This is a genomic window from Dyadobacter fermentans DSM 18053 (assembly GCF_000023125.1).
Taxonomy (GTDB): Bacteria; Bacteroidota; Bacteroidia; order Cytophagales; family Spirosomataceae; genus Dyadobacter; species Dyadobacter fermentans.
Genome location: NC_013037.1, coordinates 4,039,697 through 4,066,181, shown reverse-complemented (window position 1 = coordinate 4,066,181; position 26,485 = coordinate 4,039,697). Strand labels below are relative to the sequence as shown.

The window sequence follows — 26,485 nt, the reverse complement described above, 5'->3', positions numbered from 1 at the left end:
AAACGAACGCCGGCGCGGCTTTTAAATGGGTAATGCACAACGATTTATTTCAAACCGAAGCGCTATGAGAAAGCTGATCCAGTGTTTATTTTTTGGATTAATATGCCTTAAAATCGCTACGCCGGAGGTTTTCGGCAAGCCACCCGTTCGTTGCGGGCCGGGTGATGCCAGGCTTGCCCGTGAAATGCAGGCCGCTGCCGCAGCTTTTCTACATACACTCTCCGCCGAACAGCGAAAGGAGGCCCAGCTGCCCTACACCGACCTTGCCCGGTTCGACTGGAACTTCACGCCGCGCGCCCGCAAAGGCATTACGCTCAAAACGATGAATGCCGCGCAGCGTAAAGCCGCAATGGCGCTCATCCGCGTGGTACTCAGCCAGGAAGGTTATAACAAAGCCGTGCAGATCATCGACCTCGAACATGTGCTGCGGGTGGTAGAATCCCGGCCGGCGAACGACACCTACCGCGATCCTGAAAACTATGCATTTCTCATATTCGGCACGCCGGGCAGCGAGCCGTGGGGCTGGCGCGTGGAAGGCCACCATTTGTCGCTGCACTTCTCGTCGATAGACAATCAGCTATCCTACACACCCAGTTTTATGGGCAGTAACCCCGGGACGGTCATGGCCGATGTACCGCAAAAAGGCCGGAGGATCCTCCAAGCCGAGCAGGACCTCGCATTTGCGCTTCTGCACAGCCTCGACGCCTCCCAGCTCGAAAAAGCGAACCTCGGTGCCAAAGCACCGAACGAAATATTTACTTCCAACAGCCGGAAAGCCTCCCTTGCCAAAATGGAAGGCATCCCGATGGCCGAGCTGAATGCAAGCCAGCAAGCCGCATTCAAAAAACTCATTATGGCCTATTTGCAGCGCTATCATGTCACGCTCAAAAACCAGCAATGGGCCGAACTCGAAAAACATGGCCTCGAAAAGATCCGTTTCGCATGGCTCGGCGACCACCAGCCCGAGATCGGCACCGGCCACGGCCACTACTACCGCATCCACGGCCCCACATTCCTCATCGAATTCGACAACACCCAAAACGGCGGCAACCACATCCACTCGGTAGTCCGCGATCTCACGAACGATTTCGGAGAGGATTTGCTGGAAGCGCATTACAAGGCGAAGCATAACTGAATAAAGTTCTTGCTGCTTTTGTGCAGCATGTGGTACCATGATCGTACATTTGGGCATGGTACCACACCGCTACTTCATTATCAACAAGCCACCCAACATGGTTTCGCAGTTCGTCAGCTCGCATGATGTGCGGTTGCTGGGGGAGCTGGATTTTGATTTTCCAGAAGGTACGCACGCCGTGGGGCGGCTCGATAGCATGTCGGAAGGGCTGCTGATCCTGACTACCAACAAAAAAGTTACCAACTTGCTTTTCCTGGGCGAAGTGCCGCATACCCGGACGTACTGGGTGAATGTGGGCCATATCGTGCCACCGGAGACGGTGCAGTTGCTGCGGACGGGCATTCCTATCCGCGTGAAGGGTGGCGGTTATTACACAACAGCGCCCTGCGAGGTGGAGGTCATCGAACGCCCGGCGATTTTGCCCTGGCATCAAAGCGAAGGCCAGCCCGGTGTGCCCAACACCTGGCTGAGCATTACCCTCACCGAAGGCAAATACCACCAGGTTCGCAAAATGGTGCGGGAGGCGAATCACCGCTGTAAACGCCTCGTCCGGGCCAGTATCGAGGATTTGGAACTCGGCGATCTGCCGCCGGGAGGGGTGAGGGAAATCGGGGAGGAGGAGTTTTTCAGATTGCTGAAAATAGACAACTGGAAGTCAGTGATTTCGTCCGGCGATTTGCGCCTGGAACCGTCTGTCGAAAATCAGGCATACTAGTTGTTCACGGCATTAGTTTTAAGCGGTACTCACATCTAACCTGATCGCACCATGAACCTCATCGGGAACATTATCTGGCTTATTTTCGGCGGATTTGTCGTCTTTCTGGAATATATGGCCGCGGGCCTGGCGCTTTGCCTGACGATCGTGGGCATTCCTTTCGGGATTCAATGTTTCAAAATCGGGATCATGACGCTCTTCCCGTTTGGTCAGCACGTGCGGGATGTCCCTGGCGATTCGGGTTGCTTGTCTACCGTGTTCAACATCATCTGGATCTTTCTGGGCGGGATCTGGATCGCATTGACGCACCTCGTTTTCGGCATTTTGCTCGCCATTACCATCATCGGACTGCCATTTGCGAAGCAGCATTTCAAATTAATGAGCCTCTCTTTCGCACCGTTTGGAAAAGAAATTTATTCATGAAAGCGATCGTCATCACTCAACCCGGCGGGCCGGAAGTATTGCAAATGCAGGAGGTAGCCATGCCGCATCCGACCGGTTCGCAAGTACGCATCAAGGTATTCGCGGCAGGTGTAAATCGCCCCGATGTTTTCCAGCGGAAAGGCAACTATCCACCGCCGCCGGATGCACCGCAGGACATTCCTGGTTTGGAAGTGGCTGGTATCATCGACCAAACGGGCCCGGAGGTTACCATCTGGAAACCCGGCGATTCCGTTTGCGCATTGCTGGCGGGCGGCGGTTACGCGGAATATGCCCTCGCGGAAGCCAGCCATTGCCTGCCCATACCCGTTGCTTTCAACCATTATAGCGATGCTTTTGCCCGGGCGGCCTCGTTGCCGGAAACGGTATTCACCGTCTGGCATAATGTCTTTCAACGGGGGCGGCTGCGGAAGGGTGAGCGCTTCCTCGTACACGGGGGCACGAGCGGAATCGGTATTACGGCTATCCAGCTGGCCAGGGCATTCGGTGCCAGCGTGTTTACCACCGCAGGGTCGGAAGAAAAGTGTGCTGCGTGCGATGCATTGGGGGCCGATATCAGCATTAATTACCGGGAAGCAGATTTCGAAGAACAGCTGCGCGAGCTCGGTACAGACGTTATCCTGGATATGGTCGGTGGAAATTATATCCCCAAAAACCTGCGTTTGCTGCGCGAAGAAGGCCGGCTTGTTTTTATCAATACCATGAAAGGCGGAAAGGTCACCGGCGAGGATGTGGTAGATTTCAGCCTGATCATGCGCAAGCGGCTCACCGTCACCGGCAGCACGCTGCGAAACCGCGACCATGCTTTCAAGGCAGCATTAGCACATGAAATACGGGAAAACGTGTGGCCGGTTATGGAACGCGGTGCATTTCAAACCGTGATTGCGGAGACATTCCCGCTGGCGGAAGCTGCCAGAGCACATGCATTAATGGAAAGCAGCGACCATATCGGCAAGATCATTCTGCTCAATCAATGGCCGTAAGCCGGTGGTTGAGAATTTTGGAAATCTGGTCGGCCTGGGCGTAAATCATCAAATGCCCGCCATCTTCGATCACAATATCCGGCTTTACGATGATAATCGGGATAAGCTTGTCGGCGGTTCCGTGGATGTGAAAAACGTTATCGATGCGCTCCTTCCGGTTCCAGCCGCTCATGCGCACCAGCGCCCATTTCAGAAATTTGGCGTCGGTATCGTGCAGGATCTTTTTGAGCAGCTTCTTTAATTCGGGCGTATCCGCGCCAAAATAGTTGTAGGTAAGCCGATTCGCTGATTTCAGCAATGGTGCCGACAGCGGCGACATCAGCAGGAATTTAATCATTAACTGATAGAACTTCGAAAGCGGAACGCCGGTCGACATGCTCGAAATGAGCGTAACCTGCTGCGGACAGGCGATATCCGCAATTTCGGAAGCCACTACGCCGCCGAATGATAATCCTACCAATTGAAACGGCTGCGACATGTCAATTTGCGTACTCAGCCGGGCTGCATAATGCTGCAACGTCTCTTTCTTCTGCGGCTTCACCCATTTAATGTACTTCACATTCAGTCGCGGATCGAGTTTGAGTTTGGTGAACACGCGCTCGTCGGCGCCAAGACCACTGATGAAGTAAACATTCATTTTTTTGGCCGCAGGATCTACGCCGGCGCTATCCGTTGCGCCGGCTGCCTGTGATCCTGAAAATGCCAATAATGCCACTAGAAAACAGGAGTTACGTATACTCAAAAACATAAAAGGGGGCTGTCTTTACGAATATACGAACGCCTGCAAAAAGAATGCCGATCTATTTTGAAAAGCTGAAACGAACGCCGCCCATCAACCAGCGACCGGGCATTACCGAGCCGAGCACATCGCTGTATTGCTTGTCGAATGCATTATCGGCCTGCACGAACACACCCAGCTGACGTTTCAGAAACGCATATTCGGCGCGTGCATTCAGCAAAAAGTAGTTTTTAGAAATCGTGGCTTCGATGGCCGATGCTTCCCGTTCTGCCCGTTTTTTGTACAAACCATTCACACTCACTGAGAATGCGCCGACCTGGTAAATGGCCGAGAAATTGGCAAGGAAACGGGCGTGTGACGAGAGGTAGAAAGACTGGATATTGCTTTTATTGTCGCTATCGAGCCAGGTAAGGCCTGCGTTGAGGAGCAGTTTCTGATTATCCGAAATCGCATTGGCCGATTGAATATCGAGCTCAAAGCCGGTCGTGTTTACTTCGGCGATGTTCAATGCAAGGCCGAATGTGCCAGTTGGCGAGAGGTTATCCTTGCGGGGCATTTGTGCATATGGTGTGGTGACGTAGTCGATCAGGTCTTTTTGAAGGCGCTGGAAAAACGTGCCTGAAATTTTGAGCTGAGCCGTCGGGTTGCTGGTCAGGAACCAGTCGGCGCCGGCTTCGTAGCTGATCGAGCGCTCGGCTTTCAGGTCGGGGTTGCCGACGCTGCCGCCGGTGACGAGCGTTTTGGCGTAGTTGTTAAACCGTTCCGTGAAATCGGCGTCGCGAATGGTTTTTCCTGCACTCGCCCGCAGCTGCCAGTTCGATTTTTTGTAGGATAAATTGATTTGGGGCGAAACTTCGGTGCCAATGTTTTCGCGCCAATCCAGGCGGGCGGAAGGTGTCACTGTAAAATGCTCCCCGATCGTTTGTACCACCGAAACGAATGGTGCGAGCTGGTTCAATGTGTGATTGCCGCGGTCGTTGGACCGGATATTACGCTGCTGAAAGTTGACGCCGGCGATCAGGTTCGTGCTGGCGGTGAGGCCCTGCTGCAAAGTAGCCAGCCCCTGCCAGAGCTTCGATTTACTGCTGTTGGCAATGGAATGCGGGTTGAACAAATAGGTGTCCTGCACCGATTTAAATCCACCGTCTACCGAAAATGCCGTCTTGTTTTTCTGGTAACTCAGCCGCACCTGGTTCCACGACATTTTCACTTTTTCGCTCGCGGTGTCGGATTTGAGCACGGTGTAAAAGTTCTGCGCGGCAAAATCGCGGTGGTCGTAGGCACTGCGGATGGATAGGTTCCAGCTCGGAGAAATCGCGTAGCTCAGCGATAATGAGGCCGTATTATTGTGAAAATAGCCCTTAATGCCCCGCTGCTGCACGCCTGAGGCATTGTTGGACAAAAATCCTCCGGAAACCGCCAGCTTGTTCCGCTGTACAAATGCGCCCACATTGGCATTAAACAGCCCATATTCCCCAGCGCTCACGCCGCCGTTAACTTGCGTTTTTTGTACAGCATTATCCGTTCCTGCGCCGGCAAGCCGCGCCGCAAATGTCTTTGAAATAACATGAACAACCCCGCCGACGGCATCGGAACCGTACAATGCGGATGAAGCGCCTTTCAAAACCTCGATCCGGTCGATTTCGGCCGGGGAGATGGGAATGTAGCTATTAAAATGGCCTGTGTTCGGGTCGTTCAGGCGAATGCCGTCGAGGATCACAAGCACCTGCTGGAACGTGCCGCCGCGCAGCACAATGTCACTCTGCGAACCTTGCGGGCCGCGCGCCTGGATTTCCACGCCCGGCACGTAGCGGAGCAGGTCGTCGATGCTGTGGACGGGCAGTTGCTGAAAGTATTCGCCTTTGATGACGGCAATGTTGCGGCCGGTCTGCGAGGCGCGCTTTTCGACGAGCGACGAGGTGACGGTAACAGGGTCGAGCGATATTTCCTGCGCGAGGCCGGGGCTCGCAATGCAAGACAGAAAGAAGGTGATGCTGAGGTAATGTAGTTTCATATCTGGAATGATTTCGATGCAAAACTATTATCTTGCCGGACCGTTTATATGCTCCGGTTTAAATCTAATGAGTAGTCCGGTTGAAATTCCCTTCCGAAATGTGATCCTGCTGGACCGTGCGTCCGGCACCCCTGTTTATCTGCAAATCGCACACCAGATGATCAACGCCATTCAGCGCGGCGTGCTGGTTACCGGCGTGCAACTGCCTGGAACACGGGCGCTTGCCGAAATGCTCGACGTGCACCGTAAAACCGTGGTGGCCGCTTACAACGAACTCGACGCGCAAGGGTGGATAGAAATGTTGCCGAACCGCGGGACGTTCGTAACCCGGAAAAGTCCGGTAGTCCGCGGCAGTGCGCTCGCGAGCGTGAGCGATTTGAAACAATACCCCGAGCGCACCGGTTTCGCATTCGAAGAGAGTATGCTGCTCGACCGGCCCGTTTCGCTTTCCCGGGTGGATTTGGAATTTACCGACGGCCTTCCCGACGTCCGCCTCGCGCCTATGGATAAGCTAGCGAAAGCCTATTCGAGTGTGTTGAGAAGAAATAACAACCGGAAATACCTTAGCTATTCGCACGTGGAAGGGAACGTCTGGTTCCGCGAGCGCCTCGCAACTTACCTGAACAACACGCGCGGGCTGCACATCGGCGCGGAGAATATCATTACCACAAGAGGCATTCAGATGGGCATTTACCTGGCCTCGACGCTGCTGCTCAAAAAGGGCGACAATGTGGTGGTGGGTGATTTGAGCTATTATGTAGCCAATATGATTTTTCAACAAGCCGGTGCGAATATCCTTGCGGTACCGGTGGATGATCAGGGGATTTCCGTAGAAGCGGTGCGCCAGCTTTGCGAGCGTACGGCCATCAGAATGCTGTACATTACGCCGCATCACCATTATCCCACCACCGTCACGCTCAGCGCCGAGCGACGGGTGGAATTGCTGAATTTGTCGGTGCAGTACGGGTTTATCATCCTCGAAGACGACCATGACTACGATTTTCACTACAACAGCAGTCCCGTGCTGCCGCTGGCGAGTGCGGACGGCGCCGGGATGGTCGTGTACGTCGGTTCATTTTGCAAGGCATTGGCGCCGGGTTTGCGGTCGGGATACGTGGTGGCGCCGCAGAACCTGATCCGGGAATTGGGCAAAATGCGGCGGATTATCGACCGGCAGGGCGACCTGATGATGGAACAAGCCCTGGCCGAGCTGCTCGATGAGGGCGAAATCCAGCGGCACATCAAGAAAGCGCAGAAAGTGTATCACCTGCGGCGGGATTTGTTTACGGAATTACTGGAAAACGATTTCAGCCCTTACCTCACCTTTAAGGCGCCGCCGGGCGGACTGGCGATCTGGACGGAGTGGCGGCGGGACATTAACCTCATGCGTGTGAGCAAGGAATGCCTGCGCGAAAACCTGCATTTGCCCCAGACGCTGCTTTTCCAAACGGGCCGGCTGAGCGCCATCCGGCTGGGTTTCGGCAATCTGGACGAAAAAGAGCTGCGGGAAGCGGTGCGGATTCTGAAAGCGGCATTGGAAAAGACCGCCTGATCGACTGCGCAGCGTTGCAATGCCGATTTATTCAATTAATTTGGGATAAATTCCTATTCGTGCATTTCAACCTAGCTACCGCATGAACAAACGAACTTTCATCAAACTTTCATCGGCATTAATGACGGCTCCGTTACTTTCCCCGCTCGCAGGCTGGGCCCAGGCCGATAAGCTCCGCAACTGGGCAGGCAACCTTGAATACAGCACCGATAGGCTGGATCTGGGCAAAAATTTGAAGCAGGTACAAACGATCGTCAAGAAATACCCGAAGCTGAAAGTACTCGGAACGCGGCATTGCTTCAACGATATTGCGGATACGAAAGACCAGTTTATTTCCGTAGTCGGTGCGGAGGAGGTGATGGATTTGGATACCAAAAATAAAACCGTGACCGTGAACGCAGGGCTCAAATACGGCCAGCTGGCGCCTTACCTGCATGAACAAGGCTTCGCGCTGCCTAACCTCGCCTCGCTGCCGCACATCTCCGTTGCGGGCGCCTGTGCAACGGCCACGCACGGGTCCGGCGAAAAAAACGGCAACCTGGCTACCGCAGTTTCTGCATTTGAAATGGTGACGGCCGACGGGGAAGTGTTGAAGTTGAGCAGGGAAAAAGACGGAGAGAAATTCAATGCGGCGGTGGTGCATCTGGGCGCTTTGGGCGTGGTGACAAAAGTGACGCTGGACGTGCAGCCGACGTTTATGATGGGCCAATATGTGTATGAAAATGTGCCATTGAGCCAGCTGAAAGCACATTTCGATGAGATAGAGGCCAGCGGTTACAGCGTGAGTTTGTTTACCAACTGGGCCGCCGATGACATTACCGAGGTGTGGGTTAAATTTAAAACCAATAGTGCCAAGCCGTTGAAAGCGCTGCCCGACAAGGAATTTTTCGGCGGGAAGCTCGCTACCAAAAACCTGCACCCGATCCCTGAGCTCTCGGCCGAAAACTGCACCGAGCAGATGGGCGTGCCGGGGCCTTGGTACGAGCGGATGCCGCATTTCAAAATGGGTTTTACGCCCAGCAGCGGCAAAGAGCTGCAATCGGAGTATTTTGTTCCGAGAAAAAACGCGGTGGACGCGATCCTGGCAATTTCCAGAATGGGTAAACAAATCAGCCCGCATTTGTTTACATCCGAAATCAGGACCATTGCGGCCGATAACCTTTGGCTGAGCCCGTGTTACAAGCAGGATTCAGTGGCGATCCACTTTACCTGGAAGCAGGACTGGCCGGCGGTGAGCAAGTTGCTGCCGGTGATCGAGCGGGAGCTGGCGCCATTCAATCCGAGGCCGCATTGGGGCAAGCTGTTCACGGTGTCGCCCGCGGTGCTGGAAAAGCGGTACGAAAAGCTGCCGGAATTCCGCGAACTGGCCGGGCAAATGGACCCGAAAGGGAAGTTTCGGAATGCATTTCTGAATTTGAATGTGTTTAAGGCATAGGCTGAAAATGAGCGGAATTAAGTGAGGTTTTGCCGAATTAAATAGCCGCTTCGAGCGTTTACTTTAACGTGACTCATCTTCCATAAGTAAACCAATACTTCTGATGGCTACTAAAATGAAGGCATTACCACCTGCGAGCGAGGAGCTCACTGCCGACAAGATCACCGAATTATATATGCATTACTGCCTTGAAAACAACAAAAAGCCGGAATCCGTCTATTTGTTTGCCAAGGCGCACGGATTTACGGAGCGTGAGTTCTACAAGTTCTTCACTTCGATCGATTCGCTTGAAAAGCGCGTTTTTGTGAGTTTCCATAACTTGGCCGTGAACCTGATCAATCAGAGCGGCGAGATCGACGGCGTGGGTTTCAGGGACAAATTGCTGGCGTACTATTTCACGCTCGTGGAAATCCTGACAGCCAACCGCAGCTACGTGGTTTTTGCATTAAAACAGGACAAAAACAGGCTGAACGGCATTTTGAAGCTCAAAGAATTTCGCAACAGTTTCAAGGAATACATTCACGAGATCAGCGATGGTTACCTCAAAGCCCGGAGCGAACGCATCCGCAAGGCGCAGCAGGACGCGCTTGAAGAGGGCGCGTGGATTCAGCTGCTGCTTACCCTGAAATTCTGGATCGACGATGAATCGGTTGGTTTTGAAAAAACGGACCTGTTCATTGAAAAATCAATCCGCGCGACGTTTGACCTGATCGACACCACGCCGCTCGAAAGCGTGATCGATTTTGGGAAGTTTCTCATTAAAGAAAAATTGAAGTAAGGAATGGAAACAATTGACAGTATCCCTACTTCCAAAATACGGCGTGCCACCCGGCTTATTTCAACAGGGGTTAAGATTGGGGGAAATTATCTGAAATATTACGGCGAGAAGATCACCAGTCCGGAAACGGCCCGGGACAACCTCAACAGCAACAATGCGGAGGATATTTATGATAGCCTCAAAAGCCTGAAAGGCAGCGCATTGAAGCTGGCGCAAATGCTGAGTATGGAGAAAAACTTTTTGCCGCAGGCTTATGTGGAGAAGTTTTCGCTCTCGCAGTTTTCGGTACCGCCGCTTTCGGCTCCGCTGGTGGTGAAGACTTTTCGCAAATACTTCGGCAAGTCGCCACTGGAATTGTTTGACACATTTAATCCGAATGCGATCAATGCGGCCAGCATTGGTCAGGTGCATAAGGCCACGCACGAGGGCAAGGAGCTGGCGGTAAAAATCCAGTATCCGGGAGTAGCGGAAAGCATTTCGACCGATTTAGCGCTCGTGAAGCCCATTGCGATGAAAATGTTCAACATCCAGGCGAAGGATTCGGACAAGTATTTCAAAGAAGTGGAAACGAAGCTGACCGAGGAAACGAATTACATCCTTGAAATAGCCCAGAGCACCGAAATCGCCGAAGCTTGCGAGCATATCCCAAACCTGCGCTTCCCGAAATATTATCCTGAGTTTTCCAGCGAGCGCGTGATCACGATGGATTGGATGAGCGGGGTGCATTGGTCGGAGTTTTGTAAAACAAACCCCAGCCAGGAAACGGCCAACAAAATCGGGCAGGCATTGTGGGATTTCTATATGTTCCAGGTGCACCAGCTCCGCAAAGTCCACGCCGACCCGCACCCGGGCAACTTTCTGATCGACGAAAACGATAACCTGATCGCCATTGATTTTGGTTGTATCAAAGAAATACCCGAGGAGTTTTACGTACCGTATTTCGAACTCGCCGAGCCGGAAAATCTGAACAATCCAGCCGTTTTCCACGCCAAACTGGCCGAGCTCGAAATTCTCACGGAGAAGGACACCCAGGCGGAAATCGTTTATTTCTCGAACCTGTTTCGGGACATACTCGCGCTGCTCACCCAGCCATTCCAGGCCGAGACGTTCGATTTTTCGGACGAAGCATTTTTCCTGAAACTGGCCGCGTTAGGGGAGAAATATGCGAACGACAAGGAGCTGCGCAAGATGAACATGAATCGCGGCTCGAAGCATTTTATTTATATCAACCGCACATTCTTCGGGCTTTTCAGCCTGCTGCATGACTTGAAAGCGGTGGTAGATACCAAGCAATTTGTAAGCTGACACCAATAACCGGTCGTGATACTTTTCACGACTGGTTTTCTTCTTTTGCGTCGTCCGCGGCCGGTTTTTTGAGATTCACAAACCGGAACAGATTGTTGTTCGCCTGCTCGGGCGTTTGGTCGCCCAGCAAAATGCCCCACGGCTCCAATCCCTCGACGCGGTCGAAAATTACCTTCATCATGGCAATGGCCGGAATGGAAAGGAACATCCCGGACAGTCCCGCGAGCGCACCTCCCACCAGCACGCCCACAATTGACACCAGGGCATTGATCTTCACCTTCGAACCGACGATGAACGGCACGAGGAAGTTGTTGTCAATGATCTGCACCACGATAAAAATCCCCACAACGCCCAGCAGCACATCTATTTCCGGATGGCTGATGAACGTCACCATTACCGCGAGGGCCGTAGCCACGAGCCCGCCGATGTAGGGTACGAGGTTCAGGATGGCAGCCATCACGCCCAGCAGGATCGCATATTGCACATTCAGCACCAGCAGACCAGCCGAATTGAGCACGGCCACCGCGGTGGTTTCGAGCAATAATCCCACCATGTAACTCTGAATGATCGATTTGATCTCTCCAAGAATTTCCAGAACGCGGTGCTTTTGTTCCTCCGCGAAGAGCACCACCGAAAAATGGATAAGCATAGCCCGGTAGTAAAGCAGCAGGAACGTGTAAATCGGAATGAGGATCAGTGTACCGAGCGGACCTGTCACCGCACCGAGGGTTTCGGGACCCTGGAACGTCTCGAGGGTTTTCGTTTGCGCGTTTTTGAGGTATTCGGCCTGCTGGCGGTAGCTTACGCTGTATTCCCGGCGAATCCACCGGCGCGCATCGCGGTAAAAGTGATCGATATTGCGTTTCAGCTTAGGCCATTCGTCCGAAAAATCGGCCACCTGCATGGAAATGAGCACCGCCACCGCCGACACAACCAGGATCGCGAGCGTAAGCGCCAGGGTAATTGCGATCAGTTTGGGAATCCCCATTCGCATCAGCCGCTGTTCGAGCGGCCGCAGCAGCACCGCGAGCAGTCCGGCCAGCGCCAATGGAACAATAATGTCCTGCCCAAGGTAAATGGCAACCATCATAATGCCGATTGCCAGGAGGGTTAGGGAAAGTTTTTGATAGAAGGGCGGGGTAGAAGTTTCCAATGAGTAATAAGTTTGACTTTATCTTACAGCACGTTTAAGTTAAACTTTTCCCCAGACATACACTCCGCGACTCCTCCGGAAATTCTCCGAAATGCGGGATATCGTGGTATCCAAGCTTCCGGTATAATGCAATGGCTTCCGGCTGCCCAATGCCGGTTTCCAGGATTGCCGATTGGTAGCCCAGCTCCGCCGCCCACTTTTCTAACTCGGCGACCATCGCTGAGGCAATGCCTTTGCCGCGGAATGCGGGTTTTACGAACATGCGTTTCAGCTCAATGCGATCTGCATCGAAGGTTTTGAAACAGCCGCAGGCAATAGCTAGGCCGTTTTCGTATGCGAGTAACACGGTTGTGAGGCCGGAAATGCGGTTGTATGCTTCGTAATCAGCCTTGTTGGTGTTGTAAATGCGGCAAAGTTCGTCGTCCAGTTCGTTCGTGAGTACGCGGAAGCCGGGGTGTTCGCTGTTCGTGCGGATGATCTGATACATGCGTGGTCTGCTGGTAAATTTCCCGAAGATACGGCTTCAATACCAGGAAAGATGAGCATCCGGTACTACTTTGCGATAGCTATTCTGTATGTATTGATTTCGCCGTTATGCGTAAGGATTTCCAAAATATAAATGCCGACCTTTAATGAGCTGAGGTCTATCTGCCTGGCCTTGCTGCCGGCGGAGATATAAACAGCCTGTCCTTTTGTGTTTTTGATAGAGATTTGCTGAATTTTGCTCCAATCGCTGGTCTTGATTTGCAGCATGTCCCTGGCGGGGTTTGGGAAGAAGGCGACAGGCTCGAATTCAAATCTCAGGTTGCGTATCATGCTGTAAGTCGAAGAGCCGTCCGTATCTATCATATGGAGGCGGTACAAATTTTCGCCGTTCAAAGGGTCGGTATCCCTGGCCGAATAGCGCACCTGCGTTTGGGAATTCCCTTTCGCTGTAACGCTCGCCAATGTACGCCAATTATGTCCGTCGCTGCTTCGCTGAACGTCGAATTGGCTTGAATTAATCTCAACGGCGGTGCTCCATTCCAGAATAGCGGTGTTTTCCTCCTTTTTGACGCTGAATTCATCGAGCTCGACCGGAAAATTTACCATAACCGGCAGCGCCGCTACGGCATTGTCGTTGGCAGTCAGGTTCCCGACTGTTTGGGGGCCCATGAAGCCCAAAGTGGCTATTATCGGTCCATCACCTACCCCGTTCCCTTTGACATTTATCAGGAATGAAGCGCAGGCGGTGTTGGCCAGTGGAGTATTCAATAGTAAACGTACACCATGATCGCCGGGATCGTTACTCAGCTTTTGCACGGAAAAATCTGTAATGGCCGAGCCGTCCGGGTTTGTCACGTTTTCTATGATGAGGTTGTCGGGAAAACTGATTAGCGGCCTTGCTTTATTGGCGGGTGCCGTAATATTTGCGGTGTGGCAGTTACATATTTTAACTTCCAAAGCCCCGTATGTTTTGTCCAGAACAGAGGCCTGTTGCGGATCGAGATTGATATCGAGGTCCTGGGCGTAGCTATTGTGTACGCAGTGGCCGACAATCATCAGCATTACCAGGGCTGTCACTTTTATTTTCATGGTTTAGATGTAGAATTTGAAACTTTGCGATGTAAATATCGATAGGCTACTTGGTCGTGGAGACGGCCGTTACTGCCGCATTGTTATAGCCATTCTTGTCTCCGCCTGAGCTGGTCACAATCACCGCGGTTACATTTTGTATGATGCCGGCGGGTTTGTCCGGTTTCCTTTTGATTTTGAAACCGATAGTAGTTTGGCTGTTGGCAGGCAGTGCCATGTTTGAGCTGGCGGTAATAAAATTGGGGTCTTCTGAAAATGCCCAGTTGCCGTTGCTATTGTTTACGCCCCCGAACACGTTTGAAGTGCCGCTGTTGGTGGGAAAAGTGATATCAAAAGCACCGACTTTGCTGATCCTGAATGAAGTGTTTCCATTCGTTCCGAAGCCCGCGGTTTCAAAAATGTTGACCACAAAGTCTCTTTCGGTACCTTCTTTGAAATTCAGCCCGTCTATGTCCAGCGTCGTGGTAAGCTCAGCCGCAGCACAGGGCGTATTGACGTTAACAAAAGAGCTGGAAAGGATGGTGTTGTAACAACCGTAAGTAAGATCGTGTGAAAAGGCGTAGTAAGTGCCGGTAGTTACGGCAGTAGGGTCGTCCACTTTGCCGGTGGAATGGTCTGCGGTAGTAAACCACTCGATTACCGTGTTGGGAGGTAAATTTAAAGGTTGAGGGAGAAAACTGGTCAAATCGGCGGTCTGCATGGGGCATGCAACGTCGGCGGTAGATCCCGACAGCGGGATTTGGCTGGCGGGGTTGTTGGGGTTGTTGCAGCATATCGTCGCCGGCGAGACCGTAAACGCGGAAGTTAACAGCGCTTTGTTGGTCGAATAGCAATTGCCGTCGGAATTGTAATAGAATGCATAGTACGTGCCCAAAGGTGCCTGGGTTGGGTTGCTGACCATGGAGCCGGTATGGGCGTCGTTATTGAACCATCGGACCTCATACGGTGACTGCGCTTTCTGGCTCGTCAGATCGAACGAATTCTTGTCGACACAATTGATGGTGGCAGAATTGCTTATGAGTTGCGCTTGCGTTTCGACAGACGTAAACGAATATTCGGCGTTTGAGAACTCCGTGTTGTAACATTCGTAGGGAATGTTTTCGCCTTTATAGAAAGCGTAATAGTGCTGGCCGGAAGGGAGCGGGCTGGCATTGGACGCCTGCTGGGTCGTTAACGTAGCCGAGGTCACCTCCGGATTTGCTTTCCATATTACCTGTGCGCCTGCGGGGATGGGCAACTTTATGTTCTCGTAAAGGTTCTCGGTCTCGCACGGGAACGGCGTAATGTCTGAGTCTCTAATAAACTTAACCTGCCCGCCGGGAATCTTACATTTGAACGGTCGTGAGTAAATATCAAAATTTACGTGACCCGTGCCACCGATTGTAGCTCCATAGAGCGTGAATTGCAGCTCTGCCGCAGGGGCCTTGAATGTCAGCTCTTGCAGGAGCCATTGATTGGCATTATTAGAATTAAAGTTAGTAACACCGGTGGCAATAATCGCCGGAAGTTGGTCGGTTGTCGCGATCTGTAATGTGGCGGAGCTACCGTAGGAAGAGAACTGCTCCCTGGACGTGAGTACGTAATAGCTTATCGTGTACTCGAATCCAGGTACAAACCCGCCTGAAATAACCTTTACTTTGGCACTTTGGGTGCCGGTACTTTTCAAGGATAGAAACACACTATTGGTGTTGGGAAAAATTACCTCGTCTTTCGAAGGAGGAAATGGAATGGCGGAAGCCCATTGGACGCCCTGATACCCTACAATGTTGGAGACGGCCGGTTCGCCGGACACGATGCTGTATCCAAGCGGGACACAGTTACTGCAAACGGCACTCGTGAAAGTTTCGGGAAAAACCTGGCCATATGCCAATTGAATACCAGCCATGCAAATGGTTAACAAGCAAAAAAAATTTTTCATGATGACAGAGGCGATGCCGGTTTGATTAAAATCTGTTGTGCCTTATTTGCGATTAGTATGACTAATTACGGCACTCTTCGGAATGGCGGTTTCAAAGAATGAACAACCGGATCGGGCGAATTAACCTTCGGTTCCCACGGTGAGATTCTGCTCTTTTTTTAATGCGGTACCGTCAAACACGTTTATGCCAGGGCGCATTGCATTGACGTCATGAAAGCGCATTACTTCAATTGGCAGAGCTGGCCCAATCTTACCGGCGACGGTCCGAAGCCCACGTTGAACAAATACCGGTACCAACAGCTCGAAGAAGGGTGGAGACGATCCGCGGGACCAGAAATGACCGTGCAGGCATTTACGCTAAGCCATTCCAAACCCTATTCAAGTACTGCTTTCCTGATAAAATATCGTGACGAGTATGCACTTTACGGATACCGGCCCGGATGAGGTAGAGAAATCCGACCGCATGAAGCAAGTTAGGATCGCTGTGATGCCGCTCGTGAAGTCGGGGCGGTTGAAAGGGGGGTGTCCGGAAGTCCTGTATCCCAGTGCGCAGCCCGACCGGCATTTGTACGGGCATCTGACGCCCAAGTGGTATATGAATGAGTGTGAAACACTGGCGGAACTCGACTGAAAGCAGCATTTGCGAAACCTGAATATGGTGGTAACGCACATTAAACCGACCGGAAACAACGAGGAAATAATACGGAAGGCGCTGAACGCAGCCAACAGCTTCGGCCTGCGACTGATCTTTGCAATGCAAGGCATAAAATTGGAACTGAAATAGCATGCGAAAGGCGGGTCGGTTCCCGCCTTCGTGCTATTTGAACAATGTGACCTGCCCGCTGTCCACACGCGGGTCGAAAGGCACGTGCAAATCCGTTCCTAGTTCCTTATTCAGTCTCTGGATCAGGTACGACGACAGCAGCGGCGACGCTTCCTCGTGGTTTTGGTGTACGAAAAAGTAAATATTCTGAATGCCCTCTTCGATCCACAGTTTGAGCCTTTCGAACCAGTCGTCGAGGCGGGTGTAATCGGAATCGACATTGGCGCCATTGTAGCGGATGAATGCGGTGGGTGTGGTGAGTCGCATGTGCAGCAAATCGCGGCGCCCCGCCGAATCGGTGATGATATGCGTGATTTTCTGCTTTTCGAGCAAGCTGTACAACTCTTCGCTGTTGAAAGAGTTATCATACCAGCCTTTGTGACGTAATTCGAGGGCCAGCGGGAAGCCGGATGGCCATTCTTCGAGATAGGCCTGTAAGATATCCCAGTTTTTCGGGCCGAAATTATCGGGCATTTGCAGGAACAGCATGCCGAGTTTTTCCTGCAAATGGGCAATGCCGTCTAGGTAAAGATCCGTTGGCTCTTTGGCTTCTTTCAGTCGTTTCCAATGGCTGATGCCCTGGTGAAGTTTGGGAAAGAACTTAAAACCCGCCGGTGTTTTGGCGTACCAGTTTTCGATGGTTTCTACGGGGAAATTGTTGTAGAAGGTCGCGTTTAGTTCGATGCTGTTGAATTGCTTCGCGTAGTATTCCAATTCATCTTTCGTGCCCCGCGGGTAAAAACCTTTGAGATCGGTTCTGTTCCATTTGGCACAGCCGATGTAGATTTCCGGCTTTCCGCCCTTCGCCGCATTCAGCAGCGCTTTGTTGGCAGGCGCATCGTCCGGCAGTTTGAAATCTATATGATCGGCATCATCAACTTTTCCGAATTTCATGACTGGCTAGGTTAGGATGAACAAATATTAAGCCGACCAGATGCTGCCTGGCCGGCTTTTGAACGCACTATCTTCCGAAATCGTCCTGCACGCGAACGATATCATCTTCGTCCGACGGGTTGGAAGGGTCGGTGTGCTGCCATATTTCAGCCACGAAGCCCCATTCGTTAACGCCTACCAGGCGGTGGCGCTCGCCTTTTTTCAGGTTTACAACCGTGCCGATCGGCAGTTGCTGCAATTCGGTTTCCTCATCCGTATCGCTGATCACGATGCCTGCGTTCCCGCCGATTACCTTCCAGATTTCGGCGCGGCGGTGGTGATATTGCCATGAAAGGCGCTTGTTCGGCGCCACCACAAGGATTTTCGGACTGAGTTTTTCGTAACCGGCAAAATCGGCGAGCGACAAATGGGGGAAAAACGTGGAAATGAACTGCGGTGCCTGGCTTTCGTCGAGCACAAAAAAGCCGCCCCACGGACGTGAATGATCTTTGGCGACAACCGTAAAGCCTTGCTTATCTATAAACTGCTGTACGTTTTCAAAAACCTCAGTTTTATCGGCATCAGCCGCAAACGATTGTATCATAACCGGGATGTAATTAGTGAATCAGGTGAAGCTCAAAAATAGGATAAAAAACAGAAAGATGCCTCAGGAAGTAAAAAAGATGAAGCGCTGTGATTGGGGTTTAAATGAAAAAGAGTTCAAAGCCTAGGGCAATTCCCGGCTCAGAACTCTTTTTATTATCGATATCGCCATTTGGCGACATTAAAACTTTACACTTTGAGCATCCATCCGAAGATATCTTCCTGTTTCCCGGTGCGCAGGTCTGTAAGGTAGTTTTTCACTTTGTTCACAAACGAATCTTCCTTGATTTCTGGCAACGGATAATCCACGCCTTCGTAAGCGATGGTCGCGAACGGGGAGATTACCACGGCGGTTCCTGCGCCGAATGCGGCTTCAAGTTTGCCGGCTTTCAGGGCGTCGATGATCTCAGCCACGCTGATGCGGCGCTCTTCAACAGGAATTCCCCAATGCTCGGCGATAGCGACAATGCTTTTGCGGGTAATGCCGTCGAGCGTCGTTTCGGAAACGTGCGGTGTGAGCAGCTTGCCGTCCAGCATAAACATGATGTTCATCGTGCCCGACTCCTCGATGTAGGCGTGGTCACGGGCATCGGTCCAGATCAGCTGGTCGTAGCCTTCCTGCTGCGCGAGTTTTGCCGGATACAAAGAGCCTGCGTAGTTACCTGCGCATTTGGTAGCACCCACGCCACCTTCTGCGGCACGGATGAAATGTTGTTCCACTTTCACGCGCGGCGGTTTGGCATAATAGGTGCCAACCGGGCTGGTGAAAATGATGAAATAATATGAATCCGATGCTTTGACGCCGATGTACGGATCGGTGGCAAACATGTAGGGACGAATGTAAAGCGAGCAGCCCGGCTGTGACGGCACCCATCCTGCATCGAGGCGGAGGAGCTCGGTAAGGCCGTTCATGAAAACGTCTTCCGGGATTTGCGGCATGCAAAGGCGCTCGGCAGATTTGTTGAGGCGCTTCCAGTTATCGATCGCACGGAAAAGCAGCACTTCGCCGGCTTCGTTTTTATAAGCCTTCATTCCCTCGAAAATGGCCTGGCCGTAATGCAGTGCGGCAGTGGCGGGGCTCAGTGATAGATCGCCGTAAGGGACAATGCGGAGGTCCTGCCATTGGCCGTTTTTATACTCGGCGATAAACATGTGGTCGGAGATGTTCCGCCCGAAAACGAGGTTGTCGAAGTCAACCTCCTGCAAACGGGATTGGGTGGTTTGCTGAACTTCTATTTGTACTGTGTCGGCTGTCATGATGCCAAAATTTAATTTTTCAAACGCTTTCCGAGCTTACAATTCGAAAAAAGGCAGGGTTTGGAAGTCCCGGCGCATTCTTTCATAAGTCCCGCAATTTAAAGAATTTAATCTGTAAATTATTGATATTTAGTATAACAATTATTTTTCCCGCGAGACCCTCGGCTGCCAGGTAATTTCTTCGATTCCGAGCTCGTGTGTCATGGCGCGGCAGAGCATAAAAAGGTAGTCGGAGAGTCGGTTCAGATAGCGGACGACGATCGGTTCGACTTCCTCTCCCTGCTGCAAATGGATCACCGCGCGCTCGGCCCGGCGGCAGACGGTCCGGGCGATGTGCCCGAATGAAACGGAGGCGTGTCCGCCGGGCAGAATGAATGCCCGCAGCGGCGGCACTTTCGCGTCGATCAGGTCCATTTCCTTTTCGAGCAGGACAATGTCTTCGTCATGCAAATCGGGCAGGATTTTCTTTTTCTGGTCCGACTCCGAGGCCAGGTGCGAGCCGATGGTAAACAGCCGGTCCTGGATTTCTTTCAGCAGATCTTTACGGCCTTCGTTTACCGGCTGGTCGCGCAGCATTCCGATGTAACTGTTCAGTTCGTCGATCGTCCCGTAGGCGTCGATGCGCACATGCGCTTTGCTCAGGCGCGTGCCGCCGATAAGCGACGTTGTGCCTTTGTCACCGGTTTTGGTGTAGATTTTCATAGGTGAAATAGGTCTTTACTTTTTTCAATTAGGTTTTAGAAACTCCCCGACCTAATTTTGCACCCTGATTTACTATGGCGAAAAAACCTCTCTAAAGGTTACCAATTCATGAAAATTACAACATTTGCAATAAAGATCTGGCGTTGGGCTTCTTTATTATTCGTTATCGGGGCGCTGGCGTGGACCTATTCACTTTTCCCGGAAATGGTCGCGGTCGACTTCGCGGATAGCGGGCTCGCAGAGCGATATGTGGAAAAAGGAAATATTTTTTACATTGTAACCGGCCTCTTTTTGCTTAACAACGTGGTGATCACCGGCATTGCCCGCCACATCCCCAATGTGGACCCGCTGCATCTGCCGATCCTCAAACGCAAAGAATGGGCCAGGCACCGCGCCGAACTGAATGAGCATCTTACCAACTGGCTTTTCTGCCTCGTGGCGGTGATCAACACCATTACCGGGTTTAGTTTGCTCGCATTGGCGACGATCAACAGCACTGCTTACAAGTTGGACGTCTTCGATTTCTCCTGGCTTTACTACACCAGCCTCGCGCTCGTGCTAATCGTTTTCCTGCTTCCGCTCCGGTTGCTTTGGCCTCCATTGCACGACGATAAGCTTTAATGTTGCCAAAAATGGAAGGGAACAGGACAGCTGACGAAGCAGCTTTGTGGCGGAAAGAAGCGGAGGCGATTGATCTGCAAAGCTACACTTACGACCTCCCCGACGACCGAATCGCGAAGTACCCGATGGAGGTCCGTGACCAGTCGAAGCTGATGGTGTACCGAGGCGGGGAACTCGGCCATTTACGGTTTACCGACATTTCTTCGGAGCTGCCGGAAAAAACGCTGCTCGTTTTCAACGATACCAAAGTGATACCTGCCCGCGCGCATTTCAAAAAGGAAACCGGGGCGATTATCGAATTGCTGCTATTGCATCCCGAATTGCCCACGCGGGTGATCAACGACGCCATGCTTGTGACGCATGCGTGCGTTTGGGAATGTATGATCGGTAATAAAAAGCGGTGGAAAGCCGGGGATAGCTTATCAAACGTCATTCAGGTGAATGGATTTGAAGTCCATTTACAGGTTTCGTACCACGACTATGAGCGGAACCTCGTGCGGCTCACCTGGGACGCCGGCGTCACCTTCCTCGACCTGGTGAAAGCATTGGGTGAGATTCCCTTGCCGCCGTATCTCAACCGCGACACCGAAGAGCCGGATAAGGAAACCTACCAAACCGTTTACGCGAACCACGACGGTGCGGTTGCCGCTCCGACGGCCGGCCTGCATTTCACGCCGCGGGTGTTCGATGAACTGGAAAAGAAAGGCATCGGAAAGGCATTCCTGACACTGCATGTGGGCGCGGGCACATTCCAGCCGATCAAAGTAGAGAAGGTTACCGAGCACCGGATGCATTCGGAGCAGGTGGTATTCACCAGAGAATTGATCAATGACCTGGTTCAATCGGTGGATCACATTGTGCCGGTGGGCACTACGTCATTGCGTTCGCTGGAAAGCTTGTACTGGTACGGCGTGAAGCTTTTCGCAGGCGAAACGACCGATTTCCATATCGAAAAACTATACCCTTACCCCTGGAGAGAAACGGAATTGCCTACCGCAGCGCAATCCCTGCAAGCCATCGCCGATCATATGGACGCCGGAGGCCTGCACGAGATCGTCGGCGAAACGGAGATATTCATTTTCCCGGGTTACCGATTCAGATTGTGCCGTGGGATAATTACTAATTACCATCAACCAGGCTCCACACTCATCCTGCTCGTCGCCGCTTTTGTCGGAAATGACTGGAAAAAGATCTATTCAGAGGCATTGAGCAACGATTACCGCTTTTTAAGCTACGGCGATTCTTCGCTCCTTTGGCTAAACGGTGATGTATCGTAGTTTTATTAGTTGAGCTTTTCTCGCAATTTGTTGTTTAAAAAACAGTAAATTATGGGATGTGCAAAGCCAATTGACCGGCGAATGACTGTCGAGGAATACTTCGAATTGGACGAAAAAAGTGATATCCGCTATGAATATTACGATGGCGAGGTGTACGCCATGTCCGGTACTAGTTTTAATCACAATGACATTGTTGGGAATTTGGGCAATGTTTTCAGAAGTATCTTCCGTCCGCGTGGCTGCCGTGCTTTCGCCGAAACTGTGAAATTAAAGGTTTCGGACATTTGCTACCTTTACCCCGATGTCGTCGTTACCTGTTCGGAGAAAGATCTTGCAGGGACTCATATTGTGCAGCAGCCCTGCATTGTGGTGGAGGTGATATCGAAATCTTCCGGCAGAAGAGACCGGGTTTTTAAACTAAATCAGCATAAGTCGATATCTACGCTTTATCACTATTTGATCATACACCAGGCCGAATATAAAGTAGAGTGCTATTCGCGGAACGAAGGGAGCGATCTTTGGAGCTACCGTTTGTACGAGAATTTGGAGGAAGTAATTAGCTTTGACGTGTTCAATTTTGAAATCGGCCTCAAAGCGATTTACGAGCATATTAGGCTTGCCGCACAGGAGTAGTGCTACTTGACCGAAACGACCTTGCTCGCAGCACTCACCCCATTCTCATTAAAAGCCTCAATCGCAAAATAGTAAGGCACTCCTACGTTCAATGCACGCAACTCGAAGGTATTTGGCTCGTCGTTCCAGAACTGGTAGGTTTGGTACAGCTTGTCCGGCGCGATGCCCCATAGCACGTTGTAACCGATTGCGCCGGGGACTTTCTCCCATTCCAGATCCGCATTGCGGGTGTCTTTCTGGCGGACGGCCGTGAAGGTTGCGGGCGTTTGCGGGGCTTTGCCGAAGCCATTTCCAAAAATCCGGAATTCGCTGACGGCCAGGACCGGCGAGGCTACGTACACGTGCTCGTAGCGTACGTAACGCGCGCGTACCGGCGTCGCGAGCTCAATATAGGCGCACGGACGGTCGCGTTTCGGTTCGTTGGTAAGGTCGCTGGCGAGGTCCCATTTCTTGCCGTCTTTCGAGGTCCAGATTTTGAATTGGGTGTAAACCTTTTCGGGCTTGTTGTCGAAAATGTCGGATTTATAGTCGGTGTAGTTGACTTGCACGGCTTTTACTTCCTGTTCTGCTTGGAGGTCGATCGTCAGCGTTTCGCCGGGTTTGTTTTGTTTCGCGGCCCAGAATGTCCTCGGATTTTCGTCGGTAATCTTATGCACAGCCATGGTGTCGAGCGTGGAGGACGCCGTTGCGGGTTTTTTGTAGGACAGCAGCATCCATCCCGTGAAAAGCTCGTCGCCTTTGCCGGTCCATGTTTTAGTGGGCATTTTGTGCGGGAAATCGCCGAAGCGGGTGTTGGCGAACATTTGTCCGTCTTTGTCGAAACCGGCCGCGTAGCGAACAATGCGCCGTTCCATGGCCCAGTTCAGGCCGATCCACGACGTGCCGGTGTTCCAGTAATTTCCGAAATTGTCCTGAAACGTATTGCCGTGCCCGGCTCCGGTTGCAAATCCACCGGGTTTATAGGAAACAGGATTGTAGGGCGCATAGGTGAAGGGCCCCAGCGGCTGATCGGCCACGTAAGTGCCATTGGCATACACATTATATTCTGTGCCCGGCGCGCCGTATTGCAGGTAATATTTGCCTTTATGCTTGGTCATCCAGGCGCCTTCGGTGAATGGTTTGAATGGGTCGGAGTGATTGGGCCCGAAGCGCTCCCAGCCGTGCTCATACTGGTTTAGCCAAAACATGGCCTGATATTGCCCCTTGAATGCAAGCCGTTTGGAATAATCCAGCTCTGAGCCGAAGATCGGGTACACGTTGGAAGAGCCCCAGTACATATACCATTTGTCGGTGTCCGGGTCATGGAACAATGCGGGGTCCCACGGGCCGATATCCTTCGGCAGGCGTGGCGTCCAGCGGTTGTAGAACTCCCAAATGCCTTTTTCCGGTGCTACGGAATACAGTATCGGCCGCGATTCGAATGTGGATTGGAACAAAAACAGTGTATCCCGCACGGACACCGCCGCCGGCGCGCACATATCCTCAAACGGCCAGCGGTTGGCGGTTAGGTATTTCCAGTTGAGCATGTCTTTCGAATGCCAGTAGCCGCCCGAAATGGTCACGAACAGGAAGTATTCGCCTTTATGGTTGATAATCACCGGATCGGCGCCGGAGCGGTAGCTGATGTTTTCATTGAGCTGCTCGAAGTTGTATTTGTAATCGATGTCCATCGGGTTACAATAGGTCGTCTGCGCGGAGGTGGCCAGCGAGCTGAGCAGCAGTATGAATGCGGTGAGTATGCCGGGGCGACGTAAAGCCATGATCTTGTTGATGATAGGGTTCATTTTTATCTTGTATTTCTTCAAAATTACCCGTTTTTGAATTAATAATGGTTGCCGCAAGTAAAACGATCGCGTCTTTGAGAAGTTTTAAAACTGATAACCTTTACCTTTGCGGTCGATTTTGAAATAAGCAACAGTTTTTAGAATGGCGATTGATTTTATAGAGGAACTACGCTGGCGGGGCATGCTGCACGACATGATGCCGGGAACACATGAGCAACTTCAAAAGGAGATGACATGCGGTTATATCGGTTTCGACCCGACGGCTCCTTCGCTGCACATCGGTAACCTGGCTACCATCATGCTCCTGGTGCATTTCCAGCGCGCGGGCCACAAGCCTATCGCGTTGGTGGGCGGCGCCACGGGGATGATCGGCGACCCGTCTTTCAAGGCTGCCGAGCGGTCGTTTCTCGATGAGGATACATTGCGGATCAACCAGGAGGGTATCCGCAAGCAGCTCGAATCGTTCCTGGATTTCAATTCCGGCGACAATTCGGCTGAAATGGTCAATAATTACGACTGGTTCAAGGATATAGGATTCCTGCAATTCCTGCGCGATGCAGGCAAGTATTTGAGTGTCAATTACATGATGTCCAAAGATTCTGTGAAAAAGCGTCTGGAAACCGGTATTTCGTTTACCGAGTTTTCGTACCAGCTTTTGCAGGGCTACGATTTTTATCATTTATATAAACACAAAAACGTCCGGCTGCAAATGGGCGGCTCGGACCAATGGGGCAACATTACGACGGGGACTGAGATCATCCGCCGCAAGGAAGGCGATGACGAAGGGTATTTCAAAGCCTACGCATTGACCACGCCGCTGGTGACCAAAGCCGACGGTTCCAAGTTCGGAAAAAGCGAGGGCGGCAATATCTGGCTCGACCCGGAACGGACTTCGCCATACCAGTTTTACCAGTTCTGGCTCAACCAAAGCGACGACGATATGCCGCGTTACCTGCGCGTGTTTTCGCTGAAAGGCCGCGAAGAAATCGAAGCGCTGGAAACCAGCCATGCCGCTGAGCCGCATTTGCGGGTAATGCAAAAGGCATTGGCTGCCGAGCTGACAATCCGCATTCACTCCGAAAAAGCATATCAGACGGTTCTGAAAGCTTCGGAAGTTTTATTCGGAAAAGCAACGCTCGAAACTTTGCAAAGCATTGAGATTGATGAATTTGATGCGATTTTCGACGGCGTTCCGCAGACGGAAATTTCGCGTGAAGAATGGGATAATGCAGCTAATGTGCTCGATTTGGTATCAACTGTTACCAAATCTGAAATCTACCCTTCAAAGGGTGAGGCCCGACGCGCGATTCAGCAAAATGCTGTCAGCGTCAATAAGGTAAAAGTCACTTCGGAGGCGCAGGTATTGAGCGAGTTTGCATTGCTTCAAGACAAGTTTTTGCTGATCTCAAAGGGTAAGAAGAACCATTTGATCCGGGTTGAATAGGGTTTTGTAGTTAAAAAATGCTCCGTTAGGAGCATCCTGTTTATAGAATAAAGCAATGCATTAATAAGGGGGCTCCGTCAGGAGCCTCCTGTTTTTTGCACCAGTGTCATTATCTTTTTTAGATTTGAAAATTAGTAGTAAACAGTTTGTAAGATTTTCCTACAAATATTATATTTGAATGTCAAAGTCATTTAGTTCTATTGAAGAGGCATTTGCCTGGTTTTTGGAAAACGTCTATAAAAATTTGCCTGCTGACGAAAAAAAAGGTGAGCTCGTCAGCGCATGGCGGAGCTTTACATTCAACCAGGGAATTTCCCAGAAGAGAATGATCTCAATTTTAGAGCGTTATGGATTTGACGTCAAAATTTTAGTGACTTACAAAAGGTAAATTTTTTTGAATTGAATTTGTAAGATTTTCATACAATTTCCACTATATCACTATCGAAATGACCATCACAACCAAACAAAACAAAGAGTTCAAACCTTTCAGAGATGTCGAAACTCAAATGCTTTATCAGCAGTATGAAGCGGTAACCGAATTTTTCAAACGGGACGGCAGCGCCGAAATTGTAGATTCACTAAACACTTTGGTAGAGGCATTTCTGTTCACAGAAAATATGGAAAATGTGACGCCTGAAATGCGCATACACATTGCGAATCAACTTCGGGTGGTGACGTTGATCACAAAGCTTAGCGAAACGATCGTCAAACGGAAATCATAACTT

26 protein-coding genes are annotated in these 26,485 nt (G+C 51.5%); 15 read left to right on the top strand and 11 right to left on the bottom strand.

Going from position 1 to position 26,485, the window contains the following annotated elements; genetic code table 11:
- Window positions 1–64 precede the first annotated feature (64 nt).
- Genes DFER_RS16435 through DFER_RS16420 form a run of 4 tightly spaced genes read left to right on the top strand, consistent with a single transcriptional unit; the run spans window position 65 to window position 3,274 of the window.
- Complete coding sequence (locus DFER_RS16435; protein ID WP_229206023.1) at window positions 65–1,135, top strand: DUF3500 domain-containing protein; 1,071 nt, start codon at window positions 65–67, stop codon at window positions 1,133–1,135.
- A gap of 37 nt (window positions 1,136–1,172) precedes the next feature.
- The gene (locus tag DFER_RS16430; protein WP_015812775.1) at window positions 1,173–1,850 is read left to right on the top strand and encodes a pseudouridine synthase; all 678 of its coding nucleotides are present in this window, start codon (window positions 1,173–1,175) and stop codon (window positions 1,848–1,850) included.
- 51 nt (window positions 1,851–1,901) lie between these two features.
- On the top strand, window positions 1,902–2,273 hold the full coding sequence (locus DFER_RS16425) for a YccF domain-containing protein (protein WP_015812774.1): 372 nt from the start codon (window positions 1,902–1,904) through the stop codon (window positions 2,271–2,273).
- Window positions 2,270–3,274 carry an NAD(P)H-quinone oxidoreductase gene (locus DFER_RS16420; protein WP_015812773.1) on the top strand — a complete coding sequence of 335 codons (1,005 nt, stop codon included), beginning with the start codon at window positions 2,270–2,272 and terminating at the stop codon, window positions 3,272–3,274. The genes DFER_RS16425 and DFER_RS16420 overlap by 4 nt, the downstream gene beginning before the upstream one ends.
- Here the strand turns inward: DFER_RS16420 and DFER_RS16415 are convergent.
- Both DFER_RS16415 and DFER_RS16410 read right to left on the bottom strand, forming a co-directional pair.
- Complete coding sequence (locus DFER_RS16415) at window positions 3,258–3,911, bottom strand: alpha/beta fold hydrolase (protein ID WP_041736486.1); 654 nt, start codon at window positions 3,909–3,911, stop codon at window positions 3,258–3,260. The two genes, DFER_RS16420 and DFER_RS16415, sit on opposite strands and share 17 nt — an antisense overlap.
- A 163-nt stretch (window positions 3,912–4,074) precedes the next feature.
- Window positions 4,075–6,027 carry a TonB-dependent receptor plug domain-containing protein gene (locus DFER_RS16410; protein ID WP_015812771.1) on the bottom strand — a complete coding sequence of 651 codons (1,953 nt, stop codon included), beginning with the start codon at window positions 6,025–6,027 and terminating at the stop codon, window positions 4,075–4,077.
- Window positions 6,028–6,094: 67 nt separating this feature from the next.
- Between DFER_RS16410 and pdxR the strand changes: the two genes are divergently transcribed.
- The 4 genes from pdxR (at window position 6,095) to DFER_RS16390 (ending at window position 11,097) form a co-directional block, all read left to right on the top strand.
- Window positions 6,095–7,579 carry a MocR-like pyridoxine biosynthesis transcription factor PdxR gene (pdxR, locus tag DFER_RS16405; RefSeq protein ID WP_015812770.1) on the top strand — a complete coding sequence of 495 codons (1,485 nt, stop codon included), beginning with the start codon at window positions 6,095–6,097 and terminating at the stop codon, window positions 7,577–7,579.
- 82 nt (window positions 7,580–7,661) lie between these two features.
- Window positions 7,662–9,014 carry a D-arabinono-1,4-lactone oxidase gene (locus DFER_RS16400; RefSeq protein WP_041735221.1) on the top strand — a complete coding sequence of 451 codons (1,353 nt, stop codon included), beginning with the start codon at window positions 7,662–7,664 and terminating at the stop codon, window positions 9,012–9,014.
- 103 nt (window positions 9,015–9,117) lie between these two features.
- Entirely contained in the window at window positions 9,118–9,792 is a 675-nt protein-coding gene (locus DFER_RS16395) for a TetR family transcriptional regulator C-terminal domain-containing protein (RefSeq protein WP_015812768.1), read from the top strand.
- Between the two features lie 3 nt (window positions 9,793–9,795).
- Window positions 9,796–11,097: an ABC1 kinase family protein gene (locus DFER_RS16390; protein WP_015812767.1), complete on the top strand. Its 1,302-nt coding sequence runs from the start codon at window positions 9,796–9,798 to the stop codon at window positions 11,095–11,097.
- 25 nt (window positions 11,098–11,122) lie between these two features.
- Here the strand turns inward: DFER_RS16390 and DFER_RS16385 are convergent, their stop codons facing one another.
- From DFER_RS16385 to DFER_RS16370, 4 genes are all read right to left on the bottom strand, one after another.
- A complete protein-coding gene (locus tag DFER_RS16385; RefSeq protein ID WP_015812766.1) occupies window positions 11,123–12,187 on the bottom strand; it encodes an AI-2E family transporter in 1,065 nt (354 codons plus the stop codon).
- Between the two features lie 97 nt (window positions 12,188–12,284).
- Window positions 12,285–12,737: a GNAT family N-acetyltransferase gene (locus DFER_RS16380; protein ID WP_015812765.1), complete on the bottom strand. Its 453-nt coding sequence runs from the start codon at window positions 12,735–12,737 to the stop codon at window positions 12,285–12,287.
- Between the two features lie 65 nt (window positions 12,738–12,802).
- Window positions 12,803–13,825: a T9SS type A sorting domain-containing protein gene (locus tag DFER_RS16375; RefSeq protein WP_015812764.1), complete on the bottom strand. Its 1,023-nt coding sequence runs from the start codon at window positions 13,823–13,825 to the stop codon at window positions 12,803–12,805.
- Window positions 13,826–13,871: 46 nt separating this feature from the next.
- Window positions 13,872–15,710 carry a hypothetical protein gene (locus tag DFER_RS16370; RefSeq protein WP_015812763.1) on the bottom strand — a complete coding sequence of 613 codons (1,839 nt, stop codon included), beginning with the start codon at window positions 15,708–15,710 and terminating at the stop codon, window positions 13,872–13,874.
- Window positions 15,711–16,158: 448 nt separating this feature from the next.
- On the opposite strand from DFER_RS16370, the gene DFER_RS29270 reads away from it, so the two are divergent.
- On the top strand, window positions 16,159–16,374 hold the full coding sequence (locus DFER_RS29270) for an MBL fold metallo-hydrolase (RefSeq protein WP_050774704.1): 216 nt from the start codon (window positions 16,159–16,161) through the stop codon (window positions 16,372–16,374).
- Window positions 16,375–16,560: 186 nt separating this feature from the next.
- Here DFER_RS29270 and DFER_RS16360 read toward each other — a convergent pair whose 3' ends face one another.
- From DFER_RS16360 to DFER_RS16345, 4 genes are all read right to left on the bottom strand, one after another.
- Window positions 16,561–17,460, bottom strand: coding sequence for a DUF72 domain-containing protein (locus DFER_RS16360; RefSeq protein WP_015812762.1), 900 nt, complete (start codon window positions 17,458–17,460; stop codon window positions 16,561–16,563).
- 67 nt (window positions 17,461–17,527) lie between these two features.
- Window positions 17,528–18,043: a cupin domain-containing protein gene (locus DFER_RS16355; protein ID WP_015812761.1), complete on the bottom strand. Its 516-nt coding sequence runs from the start codon at window positions 18,041–18,043 to the stop codon at window positions 17,528–17,530.
- Window positions 18,044–18,231: 188 nt separating this feature from the next.
- Window positions 18,232–19,299, bottom strand: coding sequence for a branched-chain amino acid aminotransferase (locus DFER_RS16350; RefSeq protein WP_015812760.1), 1,068 nt, complete (start codon window positions 19,297–19,299; stop codon window positions 18,232–18,234).
- Window positions 19,300–19,440: 141 nt separating this feature from the next.
- Window positions 19,441–20,001, bottom strand: coding sequence for a cob(I)yrinic acid a,c-diamide adenosyltransferase (locus tag DFER_RS16345; protein WP_015812759.1), 561 nt, complete (start codon window positions 19,999–20,001; stop codon window positions 19,441–19,443).
- A gap of 108 nt (window positions 20,002–20,109) precedes the next feature.
- Between DFER_RS16345 and DFER_RS16340 the strand changes: the two genes are divergently transcribed.
- The 3 genes from DFER_RS16340 (at window position 20,110) to DFER_RS16330 (ending at window position 22,532) form a co-directional block, all read left to right on the top strand.
- Window positions 20,110–20,622, top strand: a complete 513-nt coding sequence (locus tag DFER_RS16340; protein WP_015812758.1) for a hypothetical protein — start codon at window positions 20,110–20,112, stop codon at window positions 20,620–20,622.
- 11 nt (window positions 20,623–20,633) lie between these two features.
- Window positions 20,634–21,899 carry an S-adenosylmethionine:tRNA ribosyltransferase-isomerase gene (locus tag DFER_RS16335; protein ID WP_050774761.1) on the top strand — a complete coding sequence of 422 codons (1,266 nt, stop codon included), beginning with the start codon at window positions 20,634–20,636 and terminating at the stop codon, window positions 21,897–21,899.
- Between the two features lie 81 nt (window positions 21,900–21,980).
- Window positions 21,981–22,532 carry a Uma2 family endonuclease gene (locus tag DFER_RS16330; RefSeq protein ID WP_050774703.1) on the top strand — a complete coding sequence of 184 codons (552 nt, stop codon included), beginning with the start codon at window positions 21,981–21,983 and terminating at the stop codon, window positions 22,530–22,532.
- A gap of 2 nt (window positions 22,533–22,534) precedes the next feature.
- On the opposite strand, the gene DFER_RS16325 is transcribed toward DFER_RS16330, so the two are convergent.
- Complete coding sequence (locus DFER_RS16325; protein WP_015812755.1) at window positions 22,535–24,316, bottom strand: family 43 glycosylhydrolase; 1,782 nt, start codon at window positions 24,314–24,316, stop codon at window positions 22,535–22,537.
- Between the two features lie 148 nt (window positions 24,317–24,464).
- On the opposite strand from DFER_RS16325, the gene tyrS reads away from it, so the two are divergent.
- The 3 genes from tyrS to DFER_RS16310 all read left to right on the top strand — a co-directional run bounded on the left by tyrS (window position 24,465) and on the right by DFER_RS16310 (window position 26,482).
- Entirely contained in the window at window positions 24,465–25,760 is a 1,296-nt protein-coding gene (tyrS, locus tag DFER_RS16320) for a tyrosine--tRNA ligase (RefSeq protein ID WP_041736484.1), read from the top strand.
- A gap of 178 nt (window positions 25,761–25,938) precedes the next feature.
- Window positions 25,939–26,148, top strand: coding sequence for a hypothetical protein (locus DFER_RS16315; protein WP_015812753.1), 210 nt, complete (start codon window positions 25,939–25,941; stop codon window positions 26,146–26,148).
- Between the two features lie 58 nt (window positions 26,149–26,206).
- A complete protein-coding gene (locus DFER_RS16310) occupies window positions 26,207–26,482 on the top strand; it encodes a hypothetical protein (RefSeq protein ID WP_015812752.1) in 276 nt (91 codons plus the stop codon).
- The last annotated feature ends 3 nt before the right edge of the window (window positions 26,483–26,485 follow it).

Coding starts and splice junctions, on each gene's coding strand:
- DFER_RS16325 (WP_015812755.1), bottom strand. CDS start 24,316: ATGAACCCTATCATCAACAAGATCATGGCTTTACGTCGCCCCGGCATA.
- DFER_RS16360 (WP_015812762.1), bottom strand. CDS start 17,460: ATGAAATTCGGAAAAGTTGATGATGCCGATCATATAGATTTCAAACTG.
- DFER_RS29270 (WP_050774704.1), top strand. CDS start 16,159: ATGCACTTTACGGATACCGGCCCGGATGAGGTAGAGAAATCCGACCGC.
- DFER_RS16380 (WP_015812765.1), bottom strand. CDS start 12,737: ATGTATCAGATCATCCGCACGAACAGCGAACACCCCGGCTTCCGCGTA.
- DFER_RS16385 (WP_015812766.1), bottom strand. CDS start 12,187: ATGATGGTTGCCATTTACCTTGGGCAGGACATTATTGTTCCATTGGCG.
- DFER_RS16350 (WP_015812760.1), bottom strand. CDS start 19,299: ATGACAGCCGACACAGTACAAATAGAAGTTCAGCAAACCACCCAATCC.
- DFER_RS16340 (WP_015812758.1), top strand. CDS start 20,110: ATGAAAATTACAACATTTGCAATAAAGATCTGGCGTTGGGCTTCTTTA.
- DFER_RS16415 (WP_041736486.1), bottom strand. CDS start 3,911: ATGAATGTTTACTTCATCAGTGGTCTTGGCGCCGACGAGCGCGTGTTC.
- DFER_RS16395 (WP_015812768.1), top strand. CDS start 9,118: ATGGCTACTAAAATGAAGGCATTACCACCTGCGAGCGAGGAGCTCACT.
- DFER_RS16310 (WP_015812752.1), top strand. CDS start 26,207: ATGACCATCACAACCAAACAAAACAAAGAGTTCAAACCTTTCAGAGAT.
- pdxR (WP_015812770.1), top strand. CDS start 6,095: ATGAGTAGTCCGGTTGAAATTCCCTTCCGAAATGTGATCCTGCTGGAC.
- DFER_RS16315 (WP_015812753.1), top strand. CDS start 25,939: ATGTCAAAGTCATTTAGTTCTATTGAAGAGGCATTTGCCTGGTTTTTG.
- DFER_RS16355 (WP_015812761.1), bottom strand. CDS start 18,043: ATGATACAATCGTTTGCGGCTGATGCCGATAAAACTGAGGTTTTTGAA.
- DFER_RS16425 (WP_015812774.1), top strand. CDS start 1,902: ATGAACCTCATCGGGAACATTATCTGGCTTATTTTCGGCGGATTTGTC.
- DFER_RS16370 (WP_015812763.1), bottom strand. CDS start 15,710: ATGGCTGGTATTCAATTGGCATATGGCCAGGTTTTTCCCGAAACTTTC.
- DFER_RS16345 (WP_015812759.1), bottom strand. CDS start 20,001: ATGAAAATCTACACCAAAACCGGTGACAAAGGCACAACGTCGCTTATC.
- DFER_RS16375 (WP_015812764.1), bottom strand. CDS start 13,825: ATGAAAATAAAAGTGACAGCCCTGGTAATGCTGATGATTGTCGGCCAC.
- DFER_RS16435 (WP_229206023.1), top strand. CDS start 65: ATGAGAAAGCTGATCCAGTGTTTATTTTTTGGATTAATATGCCTTAAA.
- DFER_RS16335 (WP_050774761.1), top strand. CDS start 20,634: ATGGAAGGGAACAGGACAGCTGACGAAGCAGCTTTGTGGCGGAAAGAA.
- DFER_RS16430 (WP_015812775.1), top strand. CDS start 1,173: ATGATCGTACATTTGGGCATGGTACCACACCGCTACTTCATTATCAAC.
- DFER_RS16420 (WP_015812773.1), top strand. CDS start 2,270: ATGAAAGCGATCGTCATCACTCAACCCGGCGGGCCGGAAGTATTGCAA.
- DFER_RS16400 (WP_041735221.1), top strand. CDS start 7,662: ATGAACAAACGAACTTTCATCAAACTTTCATCGGCATTAATGACGGCT.
- DFER_RS16390 (WP_015812767.1), top strand. CDS start 9,796: ATGGAAACAATTGACAGTATCCCTACTTCCAAAATACGGCGTGCCACC.
- DFER_RS16410 (WP_015812771.1), bottom strand. CDS start 6,027: ATGAAACTACATTACCTCAGCATCACCTTCTTTCTGTCTTGCATTGCG.
- DFER_RS16330 (WP_050774703.1), top strand. CDS start 21,981: ATGACTGTCGAGGAATACTTCGAATTGGACGAAAAAAGTGATATCCGC.